The organism is Tardiphaga robiniae, assembly GCF_001618955.1.
Classification (GTDB): domain Bacteria; phylum Pseudomonadota; class Alphaproteobacteria; order Rhizobiales; family Xanthobacteraceae; genus Tardiphaga; species Tardiphaga robiniae_A.
This window is the reverse complement of sequence record NZ_LVYV01000023.1, coordinates 121,168-140,786: the sequence shown is the minus strand read 5'-3', so window position 1 is coordinate 140,786 and position 19,619 is coordinate 121,168. Positions and strand designations below refer to the sequence as shown.

At 60.3% G+C, this 19,619-nt stretch carries 17 protein-coding genes; 5 read left to right on the top strand and 12 right to left on the bottom strand.

The genetic code is table 11. The features are described from left to right. Nucleotides 1-33: 33 nt before the first annotated feature. The 10 genes from A4A58_RS18215 to A4A58_RS18170 all read right to left on the bottom strand — a co-directional run bounded on the left by A4A58_RS18215 (nt 34) and on the right by A4A58_RS18170 (nt 12,627). Nucleotides 34-399 carry a nuclear transport factor 2 family protein gene (locus tag A4A58_RS18215; protein ID WP_139069878.1) on the bottom strand — a complete coding sequence of 122 codons (366 nt, stop codon included), beginning with the start codon at nt 397-399 and terminating at the stop codon, nt 34-36. 23 nt (nt 400-422) lie between these two features. Continuing rightward, nucleotides 423-1,736, bottom strand: a complete 1,314-nt coding sequence (locus A4A58_RS18210; RefSeq protein WP_068735347.1) for an aminotransferase class III-fold pyridoxal phosphate-dependent enzyme — start codon at nt 1,734-1,736, stop codon at nt 423-425. A gap of 31 nt (nt 1,737-1,767) precedes the next feature. Next, on the bottom strand, nt 1,768-3,339 hold the full coding sequence (locus tag A4A58_RS18205; RefSeq protein WP_068734643.1) for a hydantoinase B/oxoprolinase family protein: 1,572 nt from the start codon (nt 3,337-3,339) through the stop codon (nt 1,768-1,770). After that, on the bottom strand, nt 3,336-5,336 hold the full coding sequence (locus A4A58_RS18200; protein WP_068734641.1) for a hydantoinase/oxoprolinase family protein: 2,001 nt from the start codon (nt 5,334-5,336) through the stop codon (nt 3,336-3,338). Before A4A58_RS18200 ends, A4A58_RS18205 begins: the two co-directional genes overlap by 4 nt. Nucleotides 5,337-5,410: 74 nt before the next feature. Then, complete coding sequence (locus A4A58_RS18195; RefSeq protein ID WP_068735345.1) at nt 5,411-7,018, bottom strand: ABC transporter substrate-binding protein; 1,608 nt, start codon at nt 7,016-7,018, stop codon at nt 5,411-5,413. Between the two features lie 347 nt (nt 7,019-7,365). Further along, nucleotides 7,366-9,129 carry a PLP-dependent aminotransferase family protein gene (locus tag A4A58_RS18190; protein WP_244499799.1) on the bottom strand — a complete coding sequence of 588 codons (1,764 nt, stop codon included), beginning with the start codon at nt 9,127-9,129 and terminating at the stop codon, nt 7,366-7,368. Nucleotides 9,130-9,229: 100 nt separating this feature from the next. Then, nucleotides 9,230-9,622, bottom strand: coding sequence for a hypothetical protein (locus A4A58_RS18185; RefSeq protein WP_244499798.1), 393 nt, complete (start codon nt 9,620-9,622; stop codon nt 9,230-9,232). Then, on the bottom strand, nt 9,601-10,707 hold the full coding sequence (locus tag A4A58_RS18180; RefSeq protein WP_068734635.1) for an ABC-type transport auxiliary lipoprotein family protein: 1,107 nt from the start codon (nt 10,705-10,707) through the stop codon (nt 9,601-9,603). Before A4A58_RS18180 ends, A4A58_RS18185 begins: the two co-directional genes overlap by 22 nt. Before the next feature lies 1 nt (nt 10,708). Then, a complete protein-coding gene (locus tag A4A58_RS18175) occupies nt 10,709-11,488 on the bottom strand; it encodes an ABC transporter ATP-binding protein (RefSeq protein WP_068734633.1) in 780 nt (259 codons plus the stop codon). 2 nt (nt 11,489-11,490) lie between these two features. After that, a complete protein-coding gene (locus A4A58_RS18170) occupies nt 11,491-12,627 on the bottom strand; it encodes an ABC transporter permease (protein ID WP_068734631.1) in 1,137 nt (378 codons plus the stop codon). Between the two features lie 437 nt (nt 12,628-13,064). Between A4A58_RS18170 and A4A58_RS18165 the strand changes: the two genes are divergently transcribed. The 5 genes from A4A58_RS18165 to A4A58_RS18150 all read left to right on the top strand — a co-directional run bounded on the left by A4A58_RS18165 (nt 13,065) and on the right by A4A58_RS18150 (nt 18,029). Beyond that, on the top strand, nt 13,065-13,463 hold the full coding sequence (locus tag A4A58_RS18165; RefSeq protein ID WP_068734629.1) for a translational machinery protein: 399 nt from the start codon (nt 13,065-13,067) through the stop codon (nt 13,461-13,463). Between the two features lie 75 nt (nt 13,464-13,538). Next, entirely contained in the window at nt 13,539-15,941 is a 2,403-nt protein-coding gene (locus A4A58_RS18160) for a phosphoketolase family protein (RefSeq protein ID WP_068735343.1), read from the top strand. A gap of 9 nt (nt 15,942-15,950) precedes the next feature. Continuing rightward, a complete protein-coding gene (locus A4A58_RS18155) occupies nt 15,951-17,150 on the top strand; it encodes an acetate/propionate family kinase (RefSeq protein ID WP_068734627.1) in 1,200 nt (399 codons plus the stop codon). An 86-nt stretch (nt 17,151-17,236) separates the two neighbouring features. Beyond that, on the top strand, nt 17,237-17,461 hold the full coding sequence (locus A4A58_RS30365) for a hypothetical protein (protein WP_139069877.1): 225 nt from the start codon (nt 17,237-17,239) through the stop codon (nt 17,459-17,461). A 25-nt stretch (nt 17,462-17,486) separates the two neighbouring features. Beyond that, nucleotides 17,487-18,029, top strand: a complete 543-nt coding sequence (locus tag A4A58_RS18150) for a GNAT family N-acetyltransferase (RefSeq protein ID WP_068734626.1) — start codon at nt 17,487-17,489, stop codon at nt 18,027-18,029. Nucleotides 18,030-18,190: 161 nt separating this feature from the next. Here A4A58_RS18150 and A4A58_RS18145 read toward each other — a convergent pair whose 3' ends face one another. Both A4A58_RS18145 and A4A58_RS18140 read right to left on the bottom strand, forming a co-directional pair. After that, a complete protein-coding gene (locus A4A58_RS18145; protein WP_433993636.1) occupies nt 18,191-18,934 on the bottom strand; it encodes an ABC transporter ATP-binding protein in 744 nt (247 codons plus the stop codon). Continuing rightward, nucleotides 18,885-19,619, bottom strand: a complete 735-nt coding sequence (locus A4A58_RS18140) for an ABC transporter ATP-binding protein (RefSeq protein WP_068734622.1) — start codon at nt 19,617-19,619, stop codon at nt 18,885-18,887. Before A4A58_RS18140 ends, A4A58_RS18145 begins: the two co-directional genes overlap by 50 nt.

The window sequence follows — 19,619 nt, the reverse complement described above, 5'->3', positions numbered from 1 at the left end:
GCAAGCCTCCTGACAGGTACATTTCAGCAATAATCAGGCGAAGAAGTGCCAGACCTTGGCGATGATCTGCCAGCGGCCATCGATCTTGATGAAGGAGAGTTCGTTGACGAAGCGCTTCGGCAGATACATGTCCTTGACGCGGGCATGGGCCGTTGTCGGCGATGCCACCGACACGCTCACGATTTCGTCCTCGCGCGGGTCGCCCCGCGACGCCGATGATGGCCGCGACGCGACCATGCCCATATAGGTTTCGAGATCGAGATTGACGAGCGTGCCATCGGTTGCTGAGGACAGCCGCACCTGCGGGTGCAACACCCGACGGAAACCGGCGACATCACCGTGATGCAGCGCATCGAAATAGCCGGCGATGACGGCGCGGATGTCCTGTTCGTCTTGCATCTTCAAGTCTCTGTTGTCGTGTGTCAGTTGAGGCCGCCGGAACGCGCATGTTCCTGGTCGGCAAGTTCGAGTCCGTGGTCGAGCGCTGCGAGCAACCGCTCGGCATCCTGCTCGCTGATGATCAGCGGCGGCGCCAGGAACAGCGAGGTCTGCTCGCCGCTGGTGCCGATCACGGCACCGGCTTCCATCGCCCGCGCGGCGACACGAGAGGCGATCGGATTTTCCATGGTGTCGGCAGCCCATGAACGCCAGTCGGGCCCGTGCAGTTCGACGGTCCAGTGCAGGCCCTGGCCTGCAACGCGGCTGACGCTCGGATGGTTACGCGCGATTTCGAGTAGACGTTTCGTGAAGAACGCTTCCATGGCGCGCACGCGCGCCAGAATGTCCTCTTCTGTCACCACATTGAGATAGGCACTGATGGCGGCCATGCTGATCGGATGGCCACGCAGCGTACCGTAGTTCTGCCAGCTCGATCCCTTGAGCTGCTCGACGATTTTCTTGGACACGATCACGGCCGCGACCGCCGCAGCGCCGCCGCCGAGCGACTTGCCCATGGTGACGATATCCGGACGGCTCTTGGCACCCTGGAACGCGAACCAGCGGCCGGAGCGGCCGGCGCCGGTGACGACTTCGTCGGCGATCCAGATCGAATTCGCCTTCGCGGCGTGATCAGCGACTTCGTCCTGATAGTCGCCGTCGTAATAGTTGCCGCCCTGCGTGTAGTCGATGATGGTCGCCGCAGTGTCCGCCAGAACAGTACCAGCATCGGCGAGCACGTCTTTAACCGGCTGGTTGCTAAGCGGCGCGCCATAAATCGCCCCGTCAGGTGCAGGCAGGATCTTCACCGGCGCCATCGGGGCCGGCAGACGCGAACCGCCGGCCTGCACGGCGAGCCCACCATGCCAGTGCGGCTGCACAGTCATGCTGCGCGACAGACCGACGAGGCCGTGATAGGCGCGCTCGCGCGTCGCCAATGCCGTCTTCTGCGACAGAGCCTGACAGAGCGACAGTGCCATGTCATTGGCCTCAGAGCCGCTGATGCAGAAGCGCACGCCGCCGACCCAGTCCTCCTCGCCCGCGAAGGCGGTGCTGATCAGATCATCGGCGGCTTTCTCGCGGCCGATCCAGGTCCAGCCTTCGTTGACGACCGGCGTATCCGCCGCCGCGCGAATGGCTTCCACCATTTTCGGGTGGCGATGACCGAGCCCGCCACCGGTGTTACTGCCGTCGATCAGGCGACGCCCATCCTGCAGGTGGAAATAGACGCCTTCGCCGCCAACCACGGTCAGGGGCGCGCTATCGCCGGCATTGAGGCCCGTCCGCAAAAGTCTGCTCATCGAATATCCTTTTTGTCCTTGCGGAGGTGCATCACGCGTGGCCATAGCCGCCGCCGCCGCACATCTCGATGGTGATGACATCGTCCCGTTGCAGCACGAGGTTCGACTTGCCCTCGACATCGATCACCTCGCCGCCGCGCGTGAGCGTGAGGCGTGCGGTCTTGCCGGGTGCGCCGCCCTTCAGACCAAACGGGGGAATAATCTTGCGCTCGACACAACTGGTCAGATGCATGCTGGGGGCAAGGATCCGGTAGCTCCGCACGACACCGTCGCCGCCCGGATAGGCGCCTGCCCCGCCGGAGCCCCAGCGGATCGCCTGCTGCTCGACCCGGATATTGTAGTTGGCCTCGATGGCCTCGGCCGGCGTGTTGGAGGTGTTGGCCAGGTGCACGCGGGTCGCGGCGCAGCCGGCGCGGTTGTGCCGCGCGCCTTCGCCGCCGGCATGGACCTCGTACAGCATCTTCCAGGAGCCATCCTGCCGCGGCTCGGCGAAAGAGAGCATGCCGGACGTGGTGGCACCGCCCGACGACAGCCGCTCCGAAATCACGTGCTGCATCGCCAGGAAGATCGCATCGACGATGCGCAGCGACGTCTCGTGATTACCGGCCGCCACCGGCGCGGTGTGACCGGGTTCAAAGATCGAGCCCGGCCGAGTGATGATAGTGAGCGGACGTAGCGCGCCACCATTCTGCTGCATATCGCGCCCGCTCATGATGCGCGCGCTATAGGCCACCGCGGATTTCGCGATGAAGGACGTCGTGTTGCAGAAATTCGAGACCCGGTCACAACTGCCGGACAGATCGAAGGTCGCCTCGTCGCCCTTGATGGTGATCTTGACATGGATACGCGCCGGCTCGTCATTGGAGCCGCCGTCATCGAGGAAATCCTCGCCTTCATAGACGCCGTCAGGTAGCCCGAGAATGGCTTCGCGCATCTCGGCTTCGGAGAGATCGTGCAGCCGCGACAGCGCCGCCACGAACATTGCCTTGCCGTGCTGCTTGCACAATTCGACGATGCGCTTTTCGCCGGCCAGTGTGCAAGCAATCTGGCCAAGCAGATCGCCCTCGCAGGATTCCGGATCGCGGACATTCACCTTGAGGAACTGGACGATGGCATCGCTGACACCCGCCGCGGTGGCGACTTTGATCGGCGGAATCCGCAGTGCTTCTTGAAATGTGTCGATGGCCTTGGCAAGATAGCTCCCCGGCCATGTGCCACCGATATCGGGCCAATGCGCGAGGCTGACGGCGAAGGCAACGATATCACCCTCGAAGAACACCGGACGGACGACCTTGACGTCGTTGAGGTGATTGCCGCCGAGCGCGCCGAGATTGTAGATCAGCACATCGCTTTCGCTCAGCGTCGCAGCCGGCACGACCTTCAGCAATTCGCGGATCGTATAGGCCATGGCGCCGAGATGAACGGGGATGTCACGGCCCTGCCCGATCAGTTCGCCTTGCGCATCGGTGATCGCCGAAGACAGATCGCCGGCCTCGCGCAGCAGCGGTGAGCGCGCCGAGCGTGTCATCACCAGGCTCATCTCTTCCGCTGCGGCCGACAGGCCATGGCGGATCACTTCGACGGCAAACGGGTCGAGCTTCATGACAGCACCTTCGCGAGATAGAGATTGCCGTTGCTGTCCGGCGTCGCCTGCCATTGCGGCGGGAGGACTACGGTGGACCACGCGTCTTCGATGATCGCTGGACCGGTCACGACGGAGGTCATGGCGCTGCGATCGATCACATCGGTCATCACATCCAGAGCGCCATCGAATGAGCAGCGGCGCTTGGGGGCCACCACCGCGCGCAACACTGTTGACGGGCGACTGACTTCGGTGGTCGAGGGCTGCCGCGCCTGCGCGCGTACGGATTCGATCACGCAGCTTTCGTTGGTCGCGTAGCCGAACAACTCGCGATGCTTGATGAGAAAGTCCTGCCGCAATTTTTCAGCATCGAGCGGCATCGTGAACGGCACCGGGATCGCATCGGCCTGCGCGGCATAGCGCATCAGCGCGACCAGTTCGATCTGGATCGACGCGCGCGGGATCGCATTGGCGAGCAGAGGCACGAGGGTCTGCTCGACCAGCGCTTCGATACGCTGCGTGACCTTGGCCGGATCGATGCTATCCAGCGCAACGCGCAGAGTCTGCTGCTGCAAGAAGCTGAAATCGGCGGTCAGACATCCCAGCGCGGAGAAGGCGCTGGACGCAGCGGGCACCACGATCTCTGTGATCCCGTAGAGCTCGGCGAGGCCCGCCGCATGCATCGGGCCGCCGCCGCCAAACGCCAGCAGCGTGCAGTCGCGGCCATCGATGCCGCGGTCCACTGTCACGCGGCGCAGTGCCCGCGCCATGGTGGCATTCGCCACGCGGATGATGCCGAGCGCAGTCTCGGTAAGGCTGAGCCCGAGGCCCTGCGCGATCGGCTCGATGACACGGGCTGCGGCATCGACATCGATGCCGATGCGGTCGCCGAGCTTGGTTTCGGGGTTGAGATAGCCGAGCAGCGCATTGGCATCCGTGATGGTCGGCCTGGTGCCGCCACGGCCATAGCAGGCTGGGCCCGGCTCGGAGCCGGCACTTTCCGGCCCGACGCTCAGACCGCCTGCACCGGCGCGCACGATGGAGCCACCGCCGGCGCCGATGGAATGCACCGCCAGCATCGGCTGACGTAGCGGGCGATCGCCAAGCATCTTGCCGTCGGCCATCTCCGCCTGGCCATCGACGATCAGACAGACGTCGGTCGTCGTGCCGCCCATATCGAAAGTGAGCACGCGGGATTTCTTGAGCTGGCGCGCGATGCTGACCGAGGCCGCGACGCCGGCGGCCGGGCCGGACATCGCCATCACCAGCGGGCGTCGCTTGACGGCTGAAATTGGGATCATCGCGCCGGCGGAGTGAAACACCTGCAGGCCCGGACCGATGGGCAGACGTTCTTCAAGCTCGCTCAGATATTCCACCGCAATCGGCATCGCCGCTGCATTGAACGCCGTCGATGACGTGCGCTCATATTCGCGCGCTTCGGGATTGATCTCGTGCGACAGCGAGACATGCGGCACGATGTCCTTCAACCGCTCGGCCAGCATCTGCTCATGGACGGGATTGGCATAGGCATGCAGCAGCGAGACGGCGACGCTTTCCACGCCGGTCTCCTTCAGCCAAGCGATCAGGCGCTTGATTTCGGCTTCGGCCAGTGGCTTCAGCACCTGGCCCTCGTGATCGAGGCGCTCATCGAGCGCGAAACACAATTCACGCGGCACCAGCGCCTTGGCCTTTGGCGCGATATCCAGGCGATAGAGATCGCGGCGACGATAGCGCGCAATCTCAAGAACGTCCTCGAACCCCTTCGTCGCGATCAGGGCGATCCTGGGCAGGCGTTCCTCGACGATCGCATTGGTGATCCGGGTGGTGCCGTGAATGAAGCGCTTCACGTCGCTCTTGCGCAGACCCACGGCCTCGATCGCTTCCAGCATCGCCTGCACCGGCGCATGGGGGCGCGACGGCACCTTGGCGATCCGCGTCTCTGACGTGTCGCGCCGGATGGCGATGATATCGGTGAAGGTGCCACCGATGTCGGTTCCGATTTCCCAGATATTCGTCACGCGCGTTGGTCCCGCTTTCGTTCAGGGCCGGCGATGCAGCACAAGGGCTACATCGCCGGGTCGTTCGTCTTCGCTTACTTGCGGGCGAGATCGCGGAAGTCGACCTGGCGGTGAAACCAGTAGGTGTAGCCATCAAGTTGCGGGATCATCACGGCGTCCTGATTGGCCTGCCACAAGAGCACCAACGGAACTTCCTTGACGTATTCCGCGATCATCTGCTTGCCCATCTCGTCATACCTGGCCTGATCCTGCTCGAACCGAGCCTGATTGGCCAGTTTCACCACCAGCTCGTCATTCCAGGAGCTGTAATTCCAGCGCTGGTTACCGGCGAAGAAATTGCGGAAGAAATAATCGGTGGTCGGCAGCCAGGCGGTGGAACCTTCGGTGAAGAACGGCAGCTTCTTCTCGGTGATCTGCGTCGACATCTGCGAGTCCGGCAGCTTCTGCACATCGACCTCAATGTTGAGCTTCGCCAGCGCCTCCTTCAGCAGCGCCGCCATCGGCTCGGTGACAGCGGCGGAGCCGACATTGATGCTGAAAGTGGTCTTGAAGCCCTTCTCGAAACCGGCTTCAGCCAGAAGCTGCTTGGCCTTGGCCATATCGGTCTTCGCCGGCATCGGCTGCGGGAAGTCGGCATTCGGCGGCGACGTCCACGATGCACCGAACAGCGGAGAGCCACGCTTGAAGATTGCTGCGCTGAACATGTCGTTATAGGGCAGCGCCATGGCGATGGCCTGACGGACCTTGAGATTGTCGAACGGCGCCATTTGCGTGTTGAAGGCAATCATGGTGAAGCCGTTGGTCTGCGGTGACGACTCCACCTTGACCTTGCCGCGCTGCTGCAGCGACGGTACGTCGCTGGCCTGCAGATCGATGGCGATGTCGGCATCGCCCTTCTCGATCAGATTGGCTCGCGTAGCGGGATCGCCGATGGTCTGTTCGATGACGCGCTTGAAGTAAGGCAGCTTGCCGTCACGGCCGCTCTTCCAGTTCTCGTTGCGCTTCAGGACCAACTGTTCGCCCGGCTTGAACATCTCGACCGTATAGGCGCCCGAACCGGCGGTATTGGTCTTCAGCCATTCCTGCGCCCAGGGATCCTCGGCAGTCGCATGCTGCTTCGCGAGCTTGCTGTTGAAGATCGGCGCGAGCGGCGTGGCGAGATTGGCCAGCGCCAGACGATCCGCTTTGGGTAGTGTTACGGTGATCGTGCGATCGTCGACAATTGCGAACTGCTCGGCCTTGGTCAGCGATCCCGTGCCCATTTGCCCTGCGGCAATGGATTTGGCCGTGACGGCACGATCGAGCGACCATTTCACGTCTTCTGCAGTGACGGGCGTGCCATCGTGCCACTTGGTATCGCGCAGCTTGAAGGTGATCTTCAGCCCGTCCGGGCTGACCTCATAGCTCTCGGCCAGTTCGCCGCGGATCTTGCTGCGGTCGAATACCCAAACGCCATTTTCGTCGCGCTTGCGGTCGAAGGCCACAAGGCGGTCATAGATGCTGGTCGAGACGCCAAAGGCCTCGCGCGTCGCCCCCGGCGTGGTCGGGTCCAGCGTGGGGATATTGTTACCGGTCACCTGACGCAGCGTCTCCGCACGCGTCTGCGCCTGTGCCGCCGCTGGCGTGAGCGCCATCAGCAGCACGCTGCCCGTCAATCTCAACAAACGCCCGCGATCAGCCATCATCTGCCACCGTCCCCTGTCGAACCTCGTTCTGCAAAATCTTGGCGCATCGCGCGCGTCCGGATAGAGCCAGACTCGCCGGAAACGACTAGGCCAGATTGCCGGACATTAGGGTAACGCGCGAGCGAGGTGCCAAGGTGCTTGGTTACAGTGCAAGTCCTGCACGCGAATGCAGCAACGATCCCATCGGCGCGCCGCTCCATTCAGATGCAGGATGTGCGGCCGTTATCGCGCCATCGATGGTTCGACGAGATCGCGCCTGCGCGGCGGCAAGGGAGTCACCCGCCGACGATTGACCAATTCGCGGGCGCGCGGCCATTGCCGGGAAACGCATATAGCGGATCGAATTATTTTTTTGCCGCAGACGGTTCCACACCGAGAATCTGCGCCATTTTCGCGATCAGACGCGTCGCATCGGTGGGCTTGAGGCGACCATAGCCCAATACGAGGCCGGCATAAATCGGCGCCTCCAGATGATTCTGCGATAGCGGCTGCACGTGGAGACCCCCTTGCTTCAACAGCCGTGCCGCCTCCACATCGCTCATCCGCGCTTTCAGGCGCTCGGTGAACAGAGCGACGAGATGAAGACCGGTTGCACAGGGAGCGACGGTGAGATCATCAGGCAAATACTGACGGATCGCATCCATCAGGGCCTGCTGCCGCTCCGCATAAACTTTTCGCATGCGGCGGAGATGGCGCAGCAGATGACCCTCGCGCATGAATTCGGCGAGGGCGCGCTGACCGATGCCGGAACTGTGCACGTCGATGCGCGCGCGGCCCTTCGTGAAGATCTCGACGAAACGCTCCGGCGCGACGATGTAGCCCAAGCGCAAGCTCGGCATCATGATCTTGGAGAAGGTGCCGAGATAGATCACGCGCTGCTCGCGGTCGAGAGATTTCAGCGACGCGATCATACTGTCCTGATGCCGGAACTCGGAATTGTAGTCGTCCTCGACAATCCAGACGTCGTTGCGATTGGCCCAGTCAAGCAATTCCAGCCGCCGCTCCAGCCCCATGCTGACACCGAGCGGATATTGATGCGACGGCGTCACCACGATCAGCTTCGCATTCGGCGCGCGGCGAATGCCCTCGGTGACGCACAGCCCCTTGTCGTCCACCGGTATCGGCACCAATTTACCACCCGCCGCCGTCAGCGACCACTGCGCCTCCACGAAGCCCGGTTCCTCCACCCAGACTTCGTCGCCATGATCGAGGATCATGCGGCTGCACAGGTCGAGCGCGCTGGAAGTGCCCGAGGTAACGACGATCTGCTCAGGCGTGCAGACGAGACCACGTACCGCGCCGAGGAAATCCGCGATCTCGCGCCGAAGCTCAGGAAGCCCGGCGGGGGACAAATCGAGGCATTCCTCCTTGTCGGGTTGCAGCGACGTCTGGCGCAGCAACCGAGCCCAGTCGCCGAACGGAAAGGTCGAGATATCGGGCGCACCGGGGCTGAAATCCGACGCCCAATTGGTCTCGTAGGTGAAGCCAATCAGCGACTGCCAGCGCTGAGAGATGGGACCGGCGATGCGAGAGGTATCCGCAGACACGCCCGCCGGCGATGCCGCGTTGCGGCTGACTGCGGCGACCGAGACACCGCCGCGCGGCATCGATTCCAGATAGCCTTCGGCGTAGAGGATGTCCCAGGCACTCAGCACCACCATGCGCGAGCAACCGAGCTCGCGCGCAATCTCCCGCGAACCGAGAAACTGGGTGCCCGCCGGCAGCGTCCCATGCAGAATCCCGTCGCGCATCTGCGCCGCGATTTGCTGGGGCAATGCCACTGACGAAGCCCGGTCGAGACGGATGCCCGCCAGCGACATCCGTCTCCTCTGGCCAGTGGAATTCTGCATGCGAAATGGGGCCCGGACAAACGATCGAGATGAATGCGACCGAACAAGTAGCAGCACGGAAGGCTGGACGTCCACATTGCACCCTACAGCCCGAATGGCCGAGCTTACGCGGAATGCTGACCTCTGCCACAAATCCGTTGAAAAGATCCGGAGCCTGGAGGCATCGGGCGTGTCAGTGATCTGCAACCACGGCCTGCACCAATGACACACCCTCCGCAAGGGACTCGGGTTTACGAATGAATGTCCGCTTTGCGCCAATAGCTGACATCGGTGTCACTAGGCACTTTGCGGGCGCCACTGAGGAATATATTCCAAGCCTTCTCAGAATTGGCATTCTGAGCGCACGTCGATGCATAGGTCATGCGATCGAGCATATCGCGACGCAGTCCAGCAGATGCGTGGCCAGGAAGGGAGTATCTCCGTCGGCGAGTATGCCGGTGTCCTGCGCCTCCTTGCGGAGAGCAAACAGCCGGTCCATGGTCGGATCATCGGTCCTGCTATCGACCGACTGTCCAACAACGAGGGCTTCGCTGAACGCAATCCGCTTGAAGGCGATCAGGGTCGGGTCGAGATTGACGGTCAGCAGCCACCGCGCGGCAGCGCGCAACTGCTCCATGACATCTCCCGTCTCGGCCGCCATCGTCGCCTGAAAATGCGCCTGGGTTTGTATGCGGGCGTGTTCGACGACGCCCCCGAACAGCGCCAAGCCAACCATTGCTGATTGCAAAGTCAGAAACTCTGGATAGTCCAAGAGACGAGCTCTTTGGCAAGGTTTGAGAAAGCAGAGTCGAAAGCCCGAACGGTTCCTGGTGCATCCAGCTGTTCAATCCTCTGGCTCTGGCGAAATATCCGTGAAGCGATGACCTTTCCATCCTTATCCAGAATCTTTGTAGACAACTCAATTTCTGCCGCAGGCGTTTCATCAGGCCCAACGTCAAATCGTCTGACATCGATCAAAAGCTGATAATCGGGCTGAACGCCGTCCATCGGCCGCGTGGGTGCATGTGTTGCGTCGTAGTTTTCGAAACTCTCCAAGATCTTCGCCTGGACGAGCTTGGGAATGCTGTCTGCCCACTGCGCATCGGGGAATCCCGCCGTGTTTTTGGGCTGCGAAAACAAGAAGCGTTGCGTCTGCAAAAGGACGACAGCTGTTGGCTCGGGTATCGCGAACTGCCCCTTAAGTATTTTGGTTGGTGCCGGGAAATCAACAGCAGCGCGAAGATTATAGGTCGCCTTAGATACCGGAGAAGCGCCGCCGCCCGTCATTCGCTCCAGACCGCTGACAATTCCGTCGAGCTTTCCGGTGTTGCGAGCGAGTCCTTCTGAGAACACTTGAAGATTGGCGATCGTGCTTTTGAGCGGCGCGGCATTGTCCGCCAGAACGCCGTCGACCCGCCCAAGGGCCTCGCGTGCCGCTTGTGTCATACTGCGGCCAGCGCCGGGTTCGGCTACCAGCATCGTCACGGGAGCGGAATTCGTCAGTAATTTACCTCCCTCCAATGCGATTACCGGCACCCCCGTCAGTCCCTGGAAGTCCAATCCCACCTTTGTGTCACTGCGAACGGGAGTGGTGTTCACGACCGAGATGCTTGCATTGACGCGACTGGGACTATCCTCCGCCAAATCGAGACGCGTCACCTCGCCCACGCGAATGCCGTTAAAGAGCACCGCGGCGCCCACCAGCAGACCCGGCACAGAGCCGTCGAACTGAATCTGATAGGCAGTCCGCGGACCTGAATTTCCGGTGCTATGCAGCCAGAATATAAAGCCGAACACTGCAGCGATAGCTGCGAGAACGAATGCACCGACGATGACGAAAGGAGCGCGCGTTTCCATATCAAATCGCCTTTGGTTGGAGCATGAGGGAGCGCTTGCCATGGAAATAAGCCTTAACCCATGGATGCTCGGATCGAAGCAGCTCGCTCATCGGTCCGATCGTGACGATTTTTCCATCAGCCAGGGCGGCCACGCGATCACAAACGGTGTTCAGACTGGCGAGATCGTGCGTGACCATGAAGACCGTGAGCCCCAACGTCTTCTGCAACGTCTTGATCAGCGTATCGAAATCGCCAGCTGCGATAGGATCGAGGCCGGAAGTCGGTTCATCGAGAAAGACGATGGCTGGATCCAGCGCCAATGCGCGTGCAAGCGCGACTCGCTTTGTCATGCCGCCAGAAAGCTCCGACGGAAACTTGACACCGTCTTCGGGCGCGAGACCCACCATTTCAAGCTTGGCATTCGCAATCTCAGTCATGAGTTCGTCCGAGAGCGTTGCATTCTCGCGAAGCGGAAACTCGACGTTCTGCAATGCCGTGAGTGACGAGAACAGTGCTCCCTGCTGAAACAGCACTCCCCATTTTGCAGCGGCATCCCTTGTCCGGCGCCCGGGCGTCAGACCGATATCGCTCCCCATGACCTCGATCTTTCCGCTTTGCCGCTCGATCAAACCAATCACGGTCCGCATCAGCACTGATTTCCCGCCACCGGAGGCACCTACAAGCCCCAGGATTTCGCCGCGCCGAACATCGAGTGACAGATGATCGATGACGATATGGCGGCCGAAACCGACAACCAGGTCCTCAACATGGATGGCAACATGCGTATCTGTCTCCTGCATCGCTACATTCCTATCGATGCGAAGAATACGGCGAATAGTCCGTCGAGAACGATGACGAGAAAGATCGATTTCACGACAGATGTCGTTGTTTGTTTGCCTAGGGATTCAGCGCTCCCTTTTACGCGAAGCCCTTCGCTGCACGCGACGATCCCGATCACCAGCGCCATGAATGGCGCCTTGATGATACCCACTTCGAAATGCGTCACCGAGATTGCCTCATGTAGCCGGGCTATGAATGTTACCGGCGACATCCCCCCATAAAACCAGGCGACGAGGCCTCCCCCGTAAAGCGCCGCCACCGCCCCAACGAAGGCCAGGATCGGCAATGCAATGATCAGTGCGACGACGCGAGGCAGGATCAGTACATCGACGGGATCAAGACCCATCGTCGATAGAGCATCAATCTCCTCGCGCATCTTCATGGAGCCCAGTTCAGCGGTGTAGGCGCTCCCGGATCTTCCGGCGACCATGATTGCAACGATCAGAACTCCCAGTTCACGCAACACCAGGATCCCGACCATATCGACCACATAAGCCTCCGCGCCGAACTTACGGAAGTGGAAGATGCCTTGCTGCGCGATAATGGCGCCGATCAGAAATGTAATCAGCACCACGATCGGAAGCGCCTGCCAGCCGACGCGATAGATCTGGTAAACCAGTGATGTCAGCCGAAATGATCTCGGACGGCGAAACACACCGACAGCGGCCAGACAAATCGCGCCGAGCATTTGAAGGAAAACCGACAGATCCAGAATTGCCGCCAGCGCCGCCCGACCCAGCATTTCCAATCTGTCGGCGATGGACTTACGCTCGGTGGGACCCGGATTACGTCGTCGATTGACCTGTCTCAATTCTTCGATCAGATCGATATAGTCATCTGCAGCACCAACAATGTGCGCACGTTGTCCGCCGCCGGCCAAATGTCGCGATATTCGCTCGATAAGCCAAGCGCCCAACGTGTCGAGCTCGCGGACGCCGGACATGTTCACGGTTACCGACCGGGCCCGCGCGAGCTGAGGCGCTATGCTGGCAGATAGTTGCTCCAGAGTCGCCGCATTGACGACGGTCCAGCTTCCTGTAGGGCGCAATTCGAGCGCATCGCCGTTGGCGCTGGCTATCAGCAAAGGTGCATTTATCACGACGATCTCCTGCGCTTATGCCAAAATAGGCCAGTGGAGGCGCCATCGAGCGTCGTCAGCAGGACGACACGCGGGTTGAAGTGGAGGCCACATGTTGGGTGACACGGATCGCCCTCAAATCATACAACGAAGTTCCTTCTGCCTGATCGCCGGAACGAAACTCCGTTTATCGTCGACCTATAACTTATTTTCGGAACTTACGCCGCTCTGGCGGTTTGGATGACGTGAACTCGATCAACACGCGTGTTCGTGGTCTTTTCAATTAGATCGTTTCTGACGTGACAGCTGTTTGACGTATGTCAAACGGCCACTCGCCGTTTGCCGTACTGTTCTGCGACGACATTCGCAACAGCAAGCATGTACCTCGCTTCTGCAGAGGATAACACCGCTGCAAGAGCAAGTTAGACGCGAGAGCAAATCGCAAACAAGGAAACAAGATGCATCATTTTCATGCGATCGTTTGGATCGATCATCGCGAAGCGAAGATATTCCATGTCGGCCTCACCGGGACAGATCAACTCGATCTCCATCCAACATTCGAGACACGCCACATTCATCACAAGGCCAACGAAATCGGAAGCGGTCATGTCCACGAAGACAAGGGACTGATGAAAGACGCGGCGGACGCGGTGAGTGATGCTGGTGAGATTCTGATCATTGGTCCGGCGCAGGCGAAAACCGAACTGGCGACCTATCTGCGAGAGCACACGCATATCGGCAGCCGCATTGTCGGCGTCGAGGCCGCTGACCATCCGACCGATGGCCAAATCGTCGCTTACGCCAAGAAGCACTTCAAGATCGGTACATTGCGCGGCGACGCACCCGCAAGCCGCTGACATTTACGACAAAGCGATGCAAATGCTGGCGGCTGATATTTGCCGCCGTGTAGCGACTGGATCAAGGTGCAGCATATGCCACGTTATGGAGAAGCTTTCCTCAGCACCGACGAGGTGCAATTGATTGATCGCTATTGGCGCGCCGCAAATTACCTGTCGGTGGGTCAAATATATCTGCTCGACAACGCCCTACTGCGCGAGCCGTTGCGCAAGGACCACATCAAGCCCCGCCTGCTCGGCCATTGGGGAACCACACCTGGGCTAAACTTCATCTACGCGCATCTGAATCGCGTTATTAAAGCCCACGACCTCGACATGATCTATATCTGCGGCCCCGGCCATGGCGGCCCGGGGATGGTCGCAAATACATATCTGGAAGGCACCTATAGCGAGGTCTATCCGGACATTACCCAGGACGAAGACGGACTGCAGAAACTGTTTCGACAGTTCTCGTTTCCGGGAGGCATTCCAAGTCATGCGGCTCCGGAAACTCCCGGTTCCATCCATGAGGGCGGCGAACTCGGCTATGCGCTGGTGCACGCCTACGGCGCGGCCTTCGACAATCCCGACCTGATCGTCACCTGTGTCGTCGGAGACGGCGAAGCGGAGACAGGCCCCCTCGCCGCGTCATGGCACTCCAACAAGTTCTTGAGCCCGAAGCATGACGGCGCGGTACTGCCCATTCTTCATCTCAACGGTTACAAAATTGCCAATCCCACTGTGATGGGGCGGATGAGCGACGACGAAATACGCCATCTGTTTCATGGCTACGGTCATGAGCCGATGTTCGTCGAGGGCAGCGATCCCGCCATGATGCACCCGCTGATGGCACACACGCTTGAGCGCGCGATCGACAGGATTCGTGCGATCCAGGCTTCCGCTCGTGACGGTCGCGCAACGGTGGATCGGCCGAAATGGCCCATGATCGTCATGCGCAGTCCAAAGGGCTGGACGGGCCCCAAGGAAGTCGACGGCTTGAAGGTCGAAGGTTTCTGGCGCGCTCACCAGGTGCCGATTGTCAACCCGCGCGGCAATCCCGAACATCTCAGTCTGCTCGAAGAATGGATGCGCAGCTACCGAATCGACGATCTGTTCGACAATGCCGGTGGGTTGCTACCTGAGTTGCAGGCTCTGGCGCCGCAGGGTCGCCGGCGCATGGGAGCGAATCCTCACGCCAACGGCGGTTTGCTGAAGCACGAGCTGAAGCTGCCTGACTTCCGCGACTACGCCATCGATGTTCCCCATCCCGGCGGGACCGAAGGCGAAGCAACGCGCGTGATGGGGCAGTTCCTGCGCGACGTCATCAAGCTAAACGCCGAGGCGCGCAATTTTCGCATCATGGGTCCCGACGAGACGGCGTCGAACCGGCTAGACGCGGTATTCGACGTGACTGAGCGCGTCTGGATGGAGGGCATCGAACCTTACGATGTCCATCTCGCCCAGGACGGCCGCGTGATGGAAGTGCTTAGCGAGCATCTATGTCAGGGCTGGCTGGAAGGCTATCTGCTGACCGGCCGCCACGGGCTGATGTCCTGCTATGAGGCCTTTATCCATATCGTCGACTCGATGTTCAATCAGCACGCAAAGTGGTTGAAAGTATCCCGGACGCTGCCCTGGAGACGTCCCGTTGCCTCCCTGAACTATCTCCTCACATCCCATGTCTGGCGCCAGGACCATAATGGCTTCAGTCACCAGGATCCGGGCTTTGTCGATCTGGTCGCCAACAAGAAGGCCGATATCGTCCGGATCTACTTTCCGCCGGACGCCAACACTCTGCTCTGGATCACCGATCACGTGCTGCGTACTTACGACCGCATCAACGTCATCGTTGCCGGCAAGCAGCCGTCGCCGCAATGGCTGAGCATGGACAATGCTGCGACCCATTGCGATGCCGGAATCGGTATCTGGCCATGGGCTGGCACCGAAGACACAGGCAGCGAACCGGATGTCGTAATGGCCTGTTGTGGCGACGTGCCTACCTTGGAAACCATGGCCGCAGTGGACTTACTGCGGCAAGCCGTACCCGGCTTGAAGATCCGCGTCGTCAACATCGTAGATTTGATGACGCTGCAACCCAAGACGCAGCACCCGCACGGACTGGATGACCGCGACTTTGATGGCATGTTCACCCGGGACAAGCCGGTGATCTTCGCCTTTCACGGTTATCCCAACCTGATCCACCGCCTGACCTACAGCCGCGCCAACCATGCCGGCATGCATGTACATGGCTTCGAGGAGGAAGGGACGACGACCACGCCGTTCGACATGGTGGTGCTGAACCGGCTCGACCGCTTCCATCTCGCCATCGACGTCATCGAACGCGTTCCTGGCCTCGGCATCACAGCGGCGGCGATCAAGCAGCAGTTTCGCGACAAGCTGCTTGAGCACACAACTTATGTGCGCGCCCATGGCGAAGACATGCCGCAGATTCGCGATTGGAGCTGGCCAGACCGCTTCACCAAGCACACCGTCGACTGAGGACAAACAATGCCAGATGCCGTCCTTGTCGTGAACTCCGGCTCTTCAAGCATCAAGCTTGCGCTATTCGATATCGCATCGGATGGGGAGCCGAGATTGCTCTGCCGAGGGAGTCTGGACGAACACGAGGTCGAACCGCGCCTGACGATCAAGGAGACCGATGGAGCCATTCTCTATGATCGGCATCGCAAGGTCGCAGACCGCCACGGAGAAGAGCTGCTGCTCGATGCGTTGAACTGGGTCGATGGCTATCTTGCCAGTGACGATCTGATTGCAGTTGGTCATCGCGTGGTGCATGGCGGATTGGCCTTCGCAACGCCGGTCCGATTGACGGGATCGATAGTCAATGAGCTTGAAAAGCTGACACTGATGGCGCCACTGCATCAGCCACGCTGTCTATCGCCGATACGTGCGATCATGACCGAACGGCCGGAACTGCCCCAGGTTGCCTGCTTCGACACGGCGTTCCACCACTCACTTCCCGCCTCCGCCACCCGCTTTGCCATTCCACGCCAGATTCATGACACCGGCATCCGCCGTTACGGATTTCATGGACTGTCGTTCGAGTTCATTGCCGGACGACTCCAGGAACTCTCACCATCTGCCGGCGAGAAACGATGCGTTGTCGCACATCTGGGCAGCGGCGCCAGTCTATGCGCCATGCGCGATGGCGCCAGTATCGACACCACAATGGGTTTCACGCCGCTCGACGGCTTGGTGATGGCGACCCGCTGCGGCGCCATTGATCCCGGCGTGCTCCTCTATCTGCAACAACAGCGTGGAATGTCGGCAACCGACCTCGAAGACCTGCTCTATCGAGACTCCGGGCTGCTTGGAGTGTCGGGACTATCAGGCGACATACGAGCACTGCTCGCAAGTGAAAGCCCGTATGCCTCCGAAGCCATCGATCTGTTCGTGGATTCTATCGCCAGACAATCGGCGATGATGGTCAACAGTCTCCATGGTCTGGATTGCCTGATCTTCACCGGTGGGATTGGCGAGCACGCACAGGAAATTCGACGGCGCGTTTGCGAGCAGTTGAGCTGGTTAGGTCTCGCCCTCGATGCAGACGCAAACAAAGCGGGATCCGCGTGCATCAGCACTAGGGATAGCAGTATTGAAATAAGGATCATTCCGACGAACGAGGAGTTAGTAATCGCGCGTCATTGCGTGAGGAACTTGGCGGAGTGCGGCTCCGATTCGGCCTAGGAAATCCGCCATCTGCTTCAAACGACATAGAAACATTCAATAGGCTTTGTTACCCGCCTGCACCATATAATAGCCACGAGGCACCCATGATAAATCTTGAAACATGCGCACATGGCATCAGGGAAGCTCTGGACGAATGCCACGAGCACATGTCGCCTATGAAAGCTGGCGAATTGCAAATCGGCAAGCGCGCCACCGGTGGCGACTGGCAGGACATAACGGCCGAGACAATCGATCGGCATAAGAAGATGGTTACCACTTACGAAGGTATTTTGAGGATGCTCTCTGCCAAGCTACAGGGCGGCATTTAATGCAGGATCAAGCCACGAGCCACACATGAACGCGGTCGGTGGATCAACTCGTCCTTACCCGGTCGAATGGGAGCGACATCTCGTTCTCAATTCTGACTGGAGAATTTTTACGCGGCCGATCACGGCGGCGGATGAACCTTCGGTTCTGACGCTTCTCTCCCACGTTAATAAAGAGGATCGCAGGCTTCGCTTCTTTGGTGCCATCAAAGAATTCTCCCACCCGTTTCTCGTAAGCTTGACGCAGATTGATTACGCTAAGGCCATGGCATTCATCGCATTCGATGAGGCGAGCCAGGAGCCACTTGGCGTCGTCAGGATGCATCGTAAAGACGACGGCGTTTCCGGTGAATATGCCATCCTCCTTCAATCGGACCTCAAAGGCAGAGGGCTCGGTTGGGCTTTGATGCAGTTGATTATTGAGTATTCCCGCTCCGAAGGGCTTAAACAGATCGTTGGCCAAATCATGCGCGAAAACACGATCATGCTTCAAATGTGTAGAGAGCTGGGTTTCGAAGTCATGGCCGACACAGAAGATCACGGAATTTATGATGTCACTTTAAACCTCTGAATAAATGCGCCGCCTGGAATCCGGCATTCCGAAAGGCGACCTCGAACACTCAGTAAGGCCGGACTTCCGGATCAGAAGCGTCCGCTTTGGGCCAAAAGCGGACATAATTCACCCTGAAGCGAGAGCTGCAAAGAGGTAGGTGCCAACGATCTCGCTTGGCTCTAAGGCGCCAAATACTGCAATAATCTTGGATCGTCGCGAATCTCGCCGGCCGAACCTGTCAGCGCTACCCGGCCGCGATCCAGCACGTAAGCGCGGCTCGCGACGCGAAGCGCGAGATCGAGATGCTGTTCGACGATGACGACGGCAATGTCCTTCGCCAGCAGGATCAGGCGCTCGGTAATTTCCTCGATGACACCGATCCAGACGCCCTCAGTCGGCTCATCCAGCAGCAAGATTTTGGGGTCGGACAGCATGGCGCGTCCGATCGCCAGCATCTTGCGCTCACCGCCGGACAGCGTGCCGGCAAACTGGTCGAGCCGCTGGCCGAGCTTGGGGAAAATCTCCAGCACGCGGTTGACTGCCCCGCTGTCGCGATTGGTCAGCGCGCCGACGGCGAGATTGTCCCGCACCGACAGTTTCGCGAACACCGAATGTTCCTGCGGGACATAGCCGACGCCGCGACGGATACGCTGCTCGGTCGGCAGTTTGCCGACATCGCGGCCATCGAGGCTCACCGCACCGCCGAGCACCGGCAACTCGCCGACAATAGCCTTCATCAACGTAGTTTTGCCGGCGCCGTTGCGGCCGAGAATGGCCACGCCGCCGCGCCACGGCACGCTGAGCGTAACGCCGAACAGCACCTGGCTGCGGCCGTAACCGGCATCCAGCGACTGGATATCGAGGAATTTATCGTCAGGCACGGCGGAGATAGACCTCCTGGACCCTGGGGCACGACTGCACATGCTGCACCGAGCCGGTCTGCAGGATCTGGCCCTGATCCAGCACCGTGAGGCGGTCGCAGATATCGCGGATGAAATCGAGATCGTGCTCGACGATGACGAGCGAACAGCGCGCCTTGATCGGCTGCAACAATTCGCCGGTGACGCGGCGCTCTTCCAGGCTCATGCCGCCGGTCGGCTCATCGAGCAGCAGGAGCTTCGGCTCGGGCGCCAGCGCCATGGCGATCTCAAGCCATTGCTGCTGCCCGTGCGACAGAGCGGATGCCGGCTCGTGGGCGCGATCGACGAGGCGGAACTGCTCCAGCATCGCCATTACCTTGTCATGCAGCACGCCGCGGGTGCGCGACAGCGCCAGATTGAGCAGCGACGTCTGCGCCTGCAGTGCCAGCAGGATGTTGTCGTACAGCGTCAGCGCCGGCAGCACGCTGGTGATCTGGAATTTCAGGCTCATACCGGCACGGGCGCGCTCCGCCGGCGAAGCCTGCGTGATATCGCGACCAGCAAATGTAACCGTGCCTTGCGTCGGCGTCTCTGCACCGGCGATACATTTCATCAGCGTGCTCTTGCCGGAACCATTGGGACCTATCAGTCCGTGAAACTCATTGTGGGCGATGGTCAGGTCCGCGCCGTTCAGCGCCGTGAGCTTGCCGAATATCTTGATGAGGCCTCTTGCTTCCAGAAGCGCCAT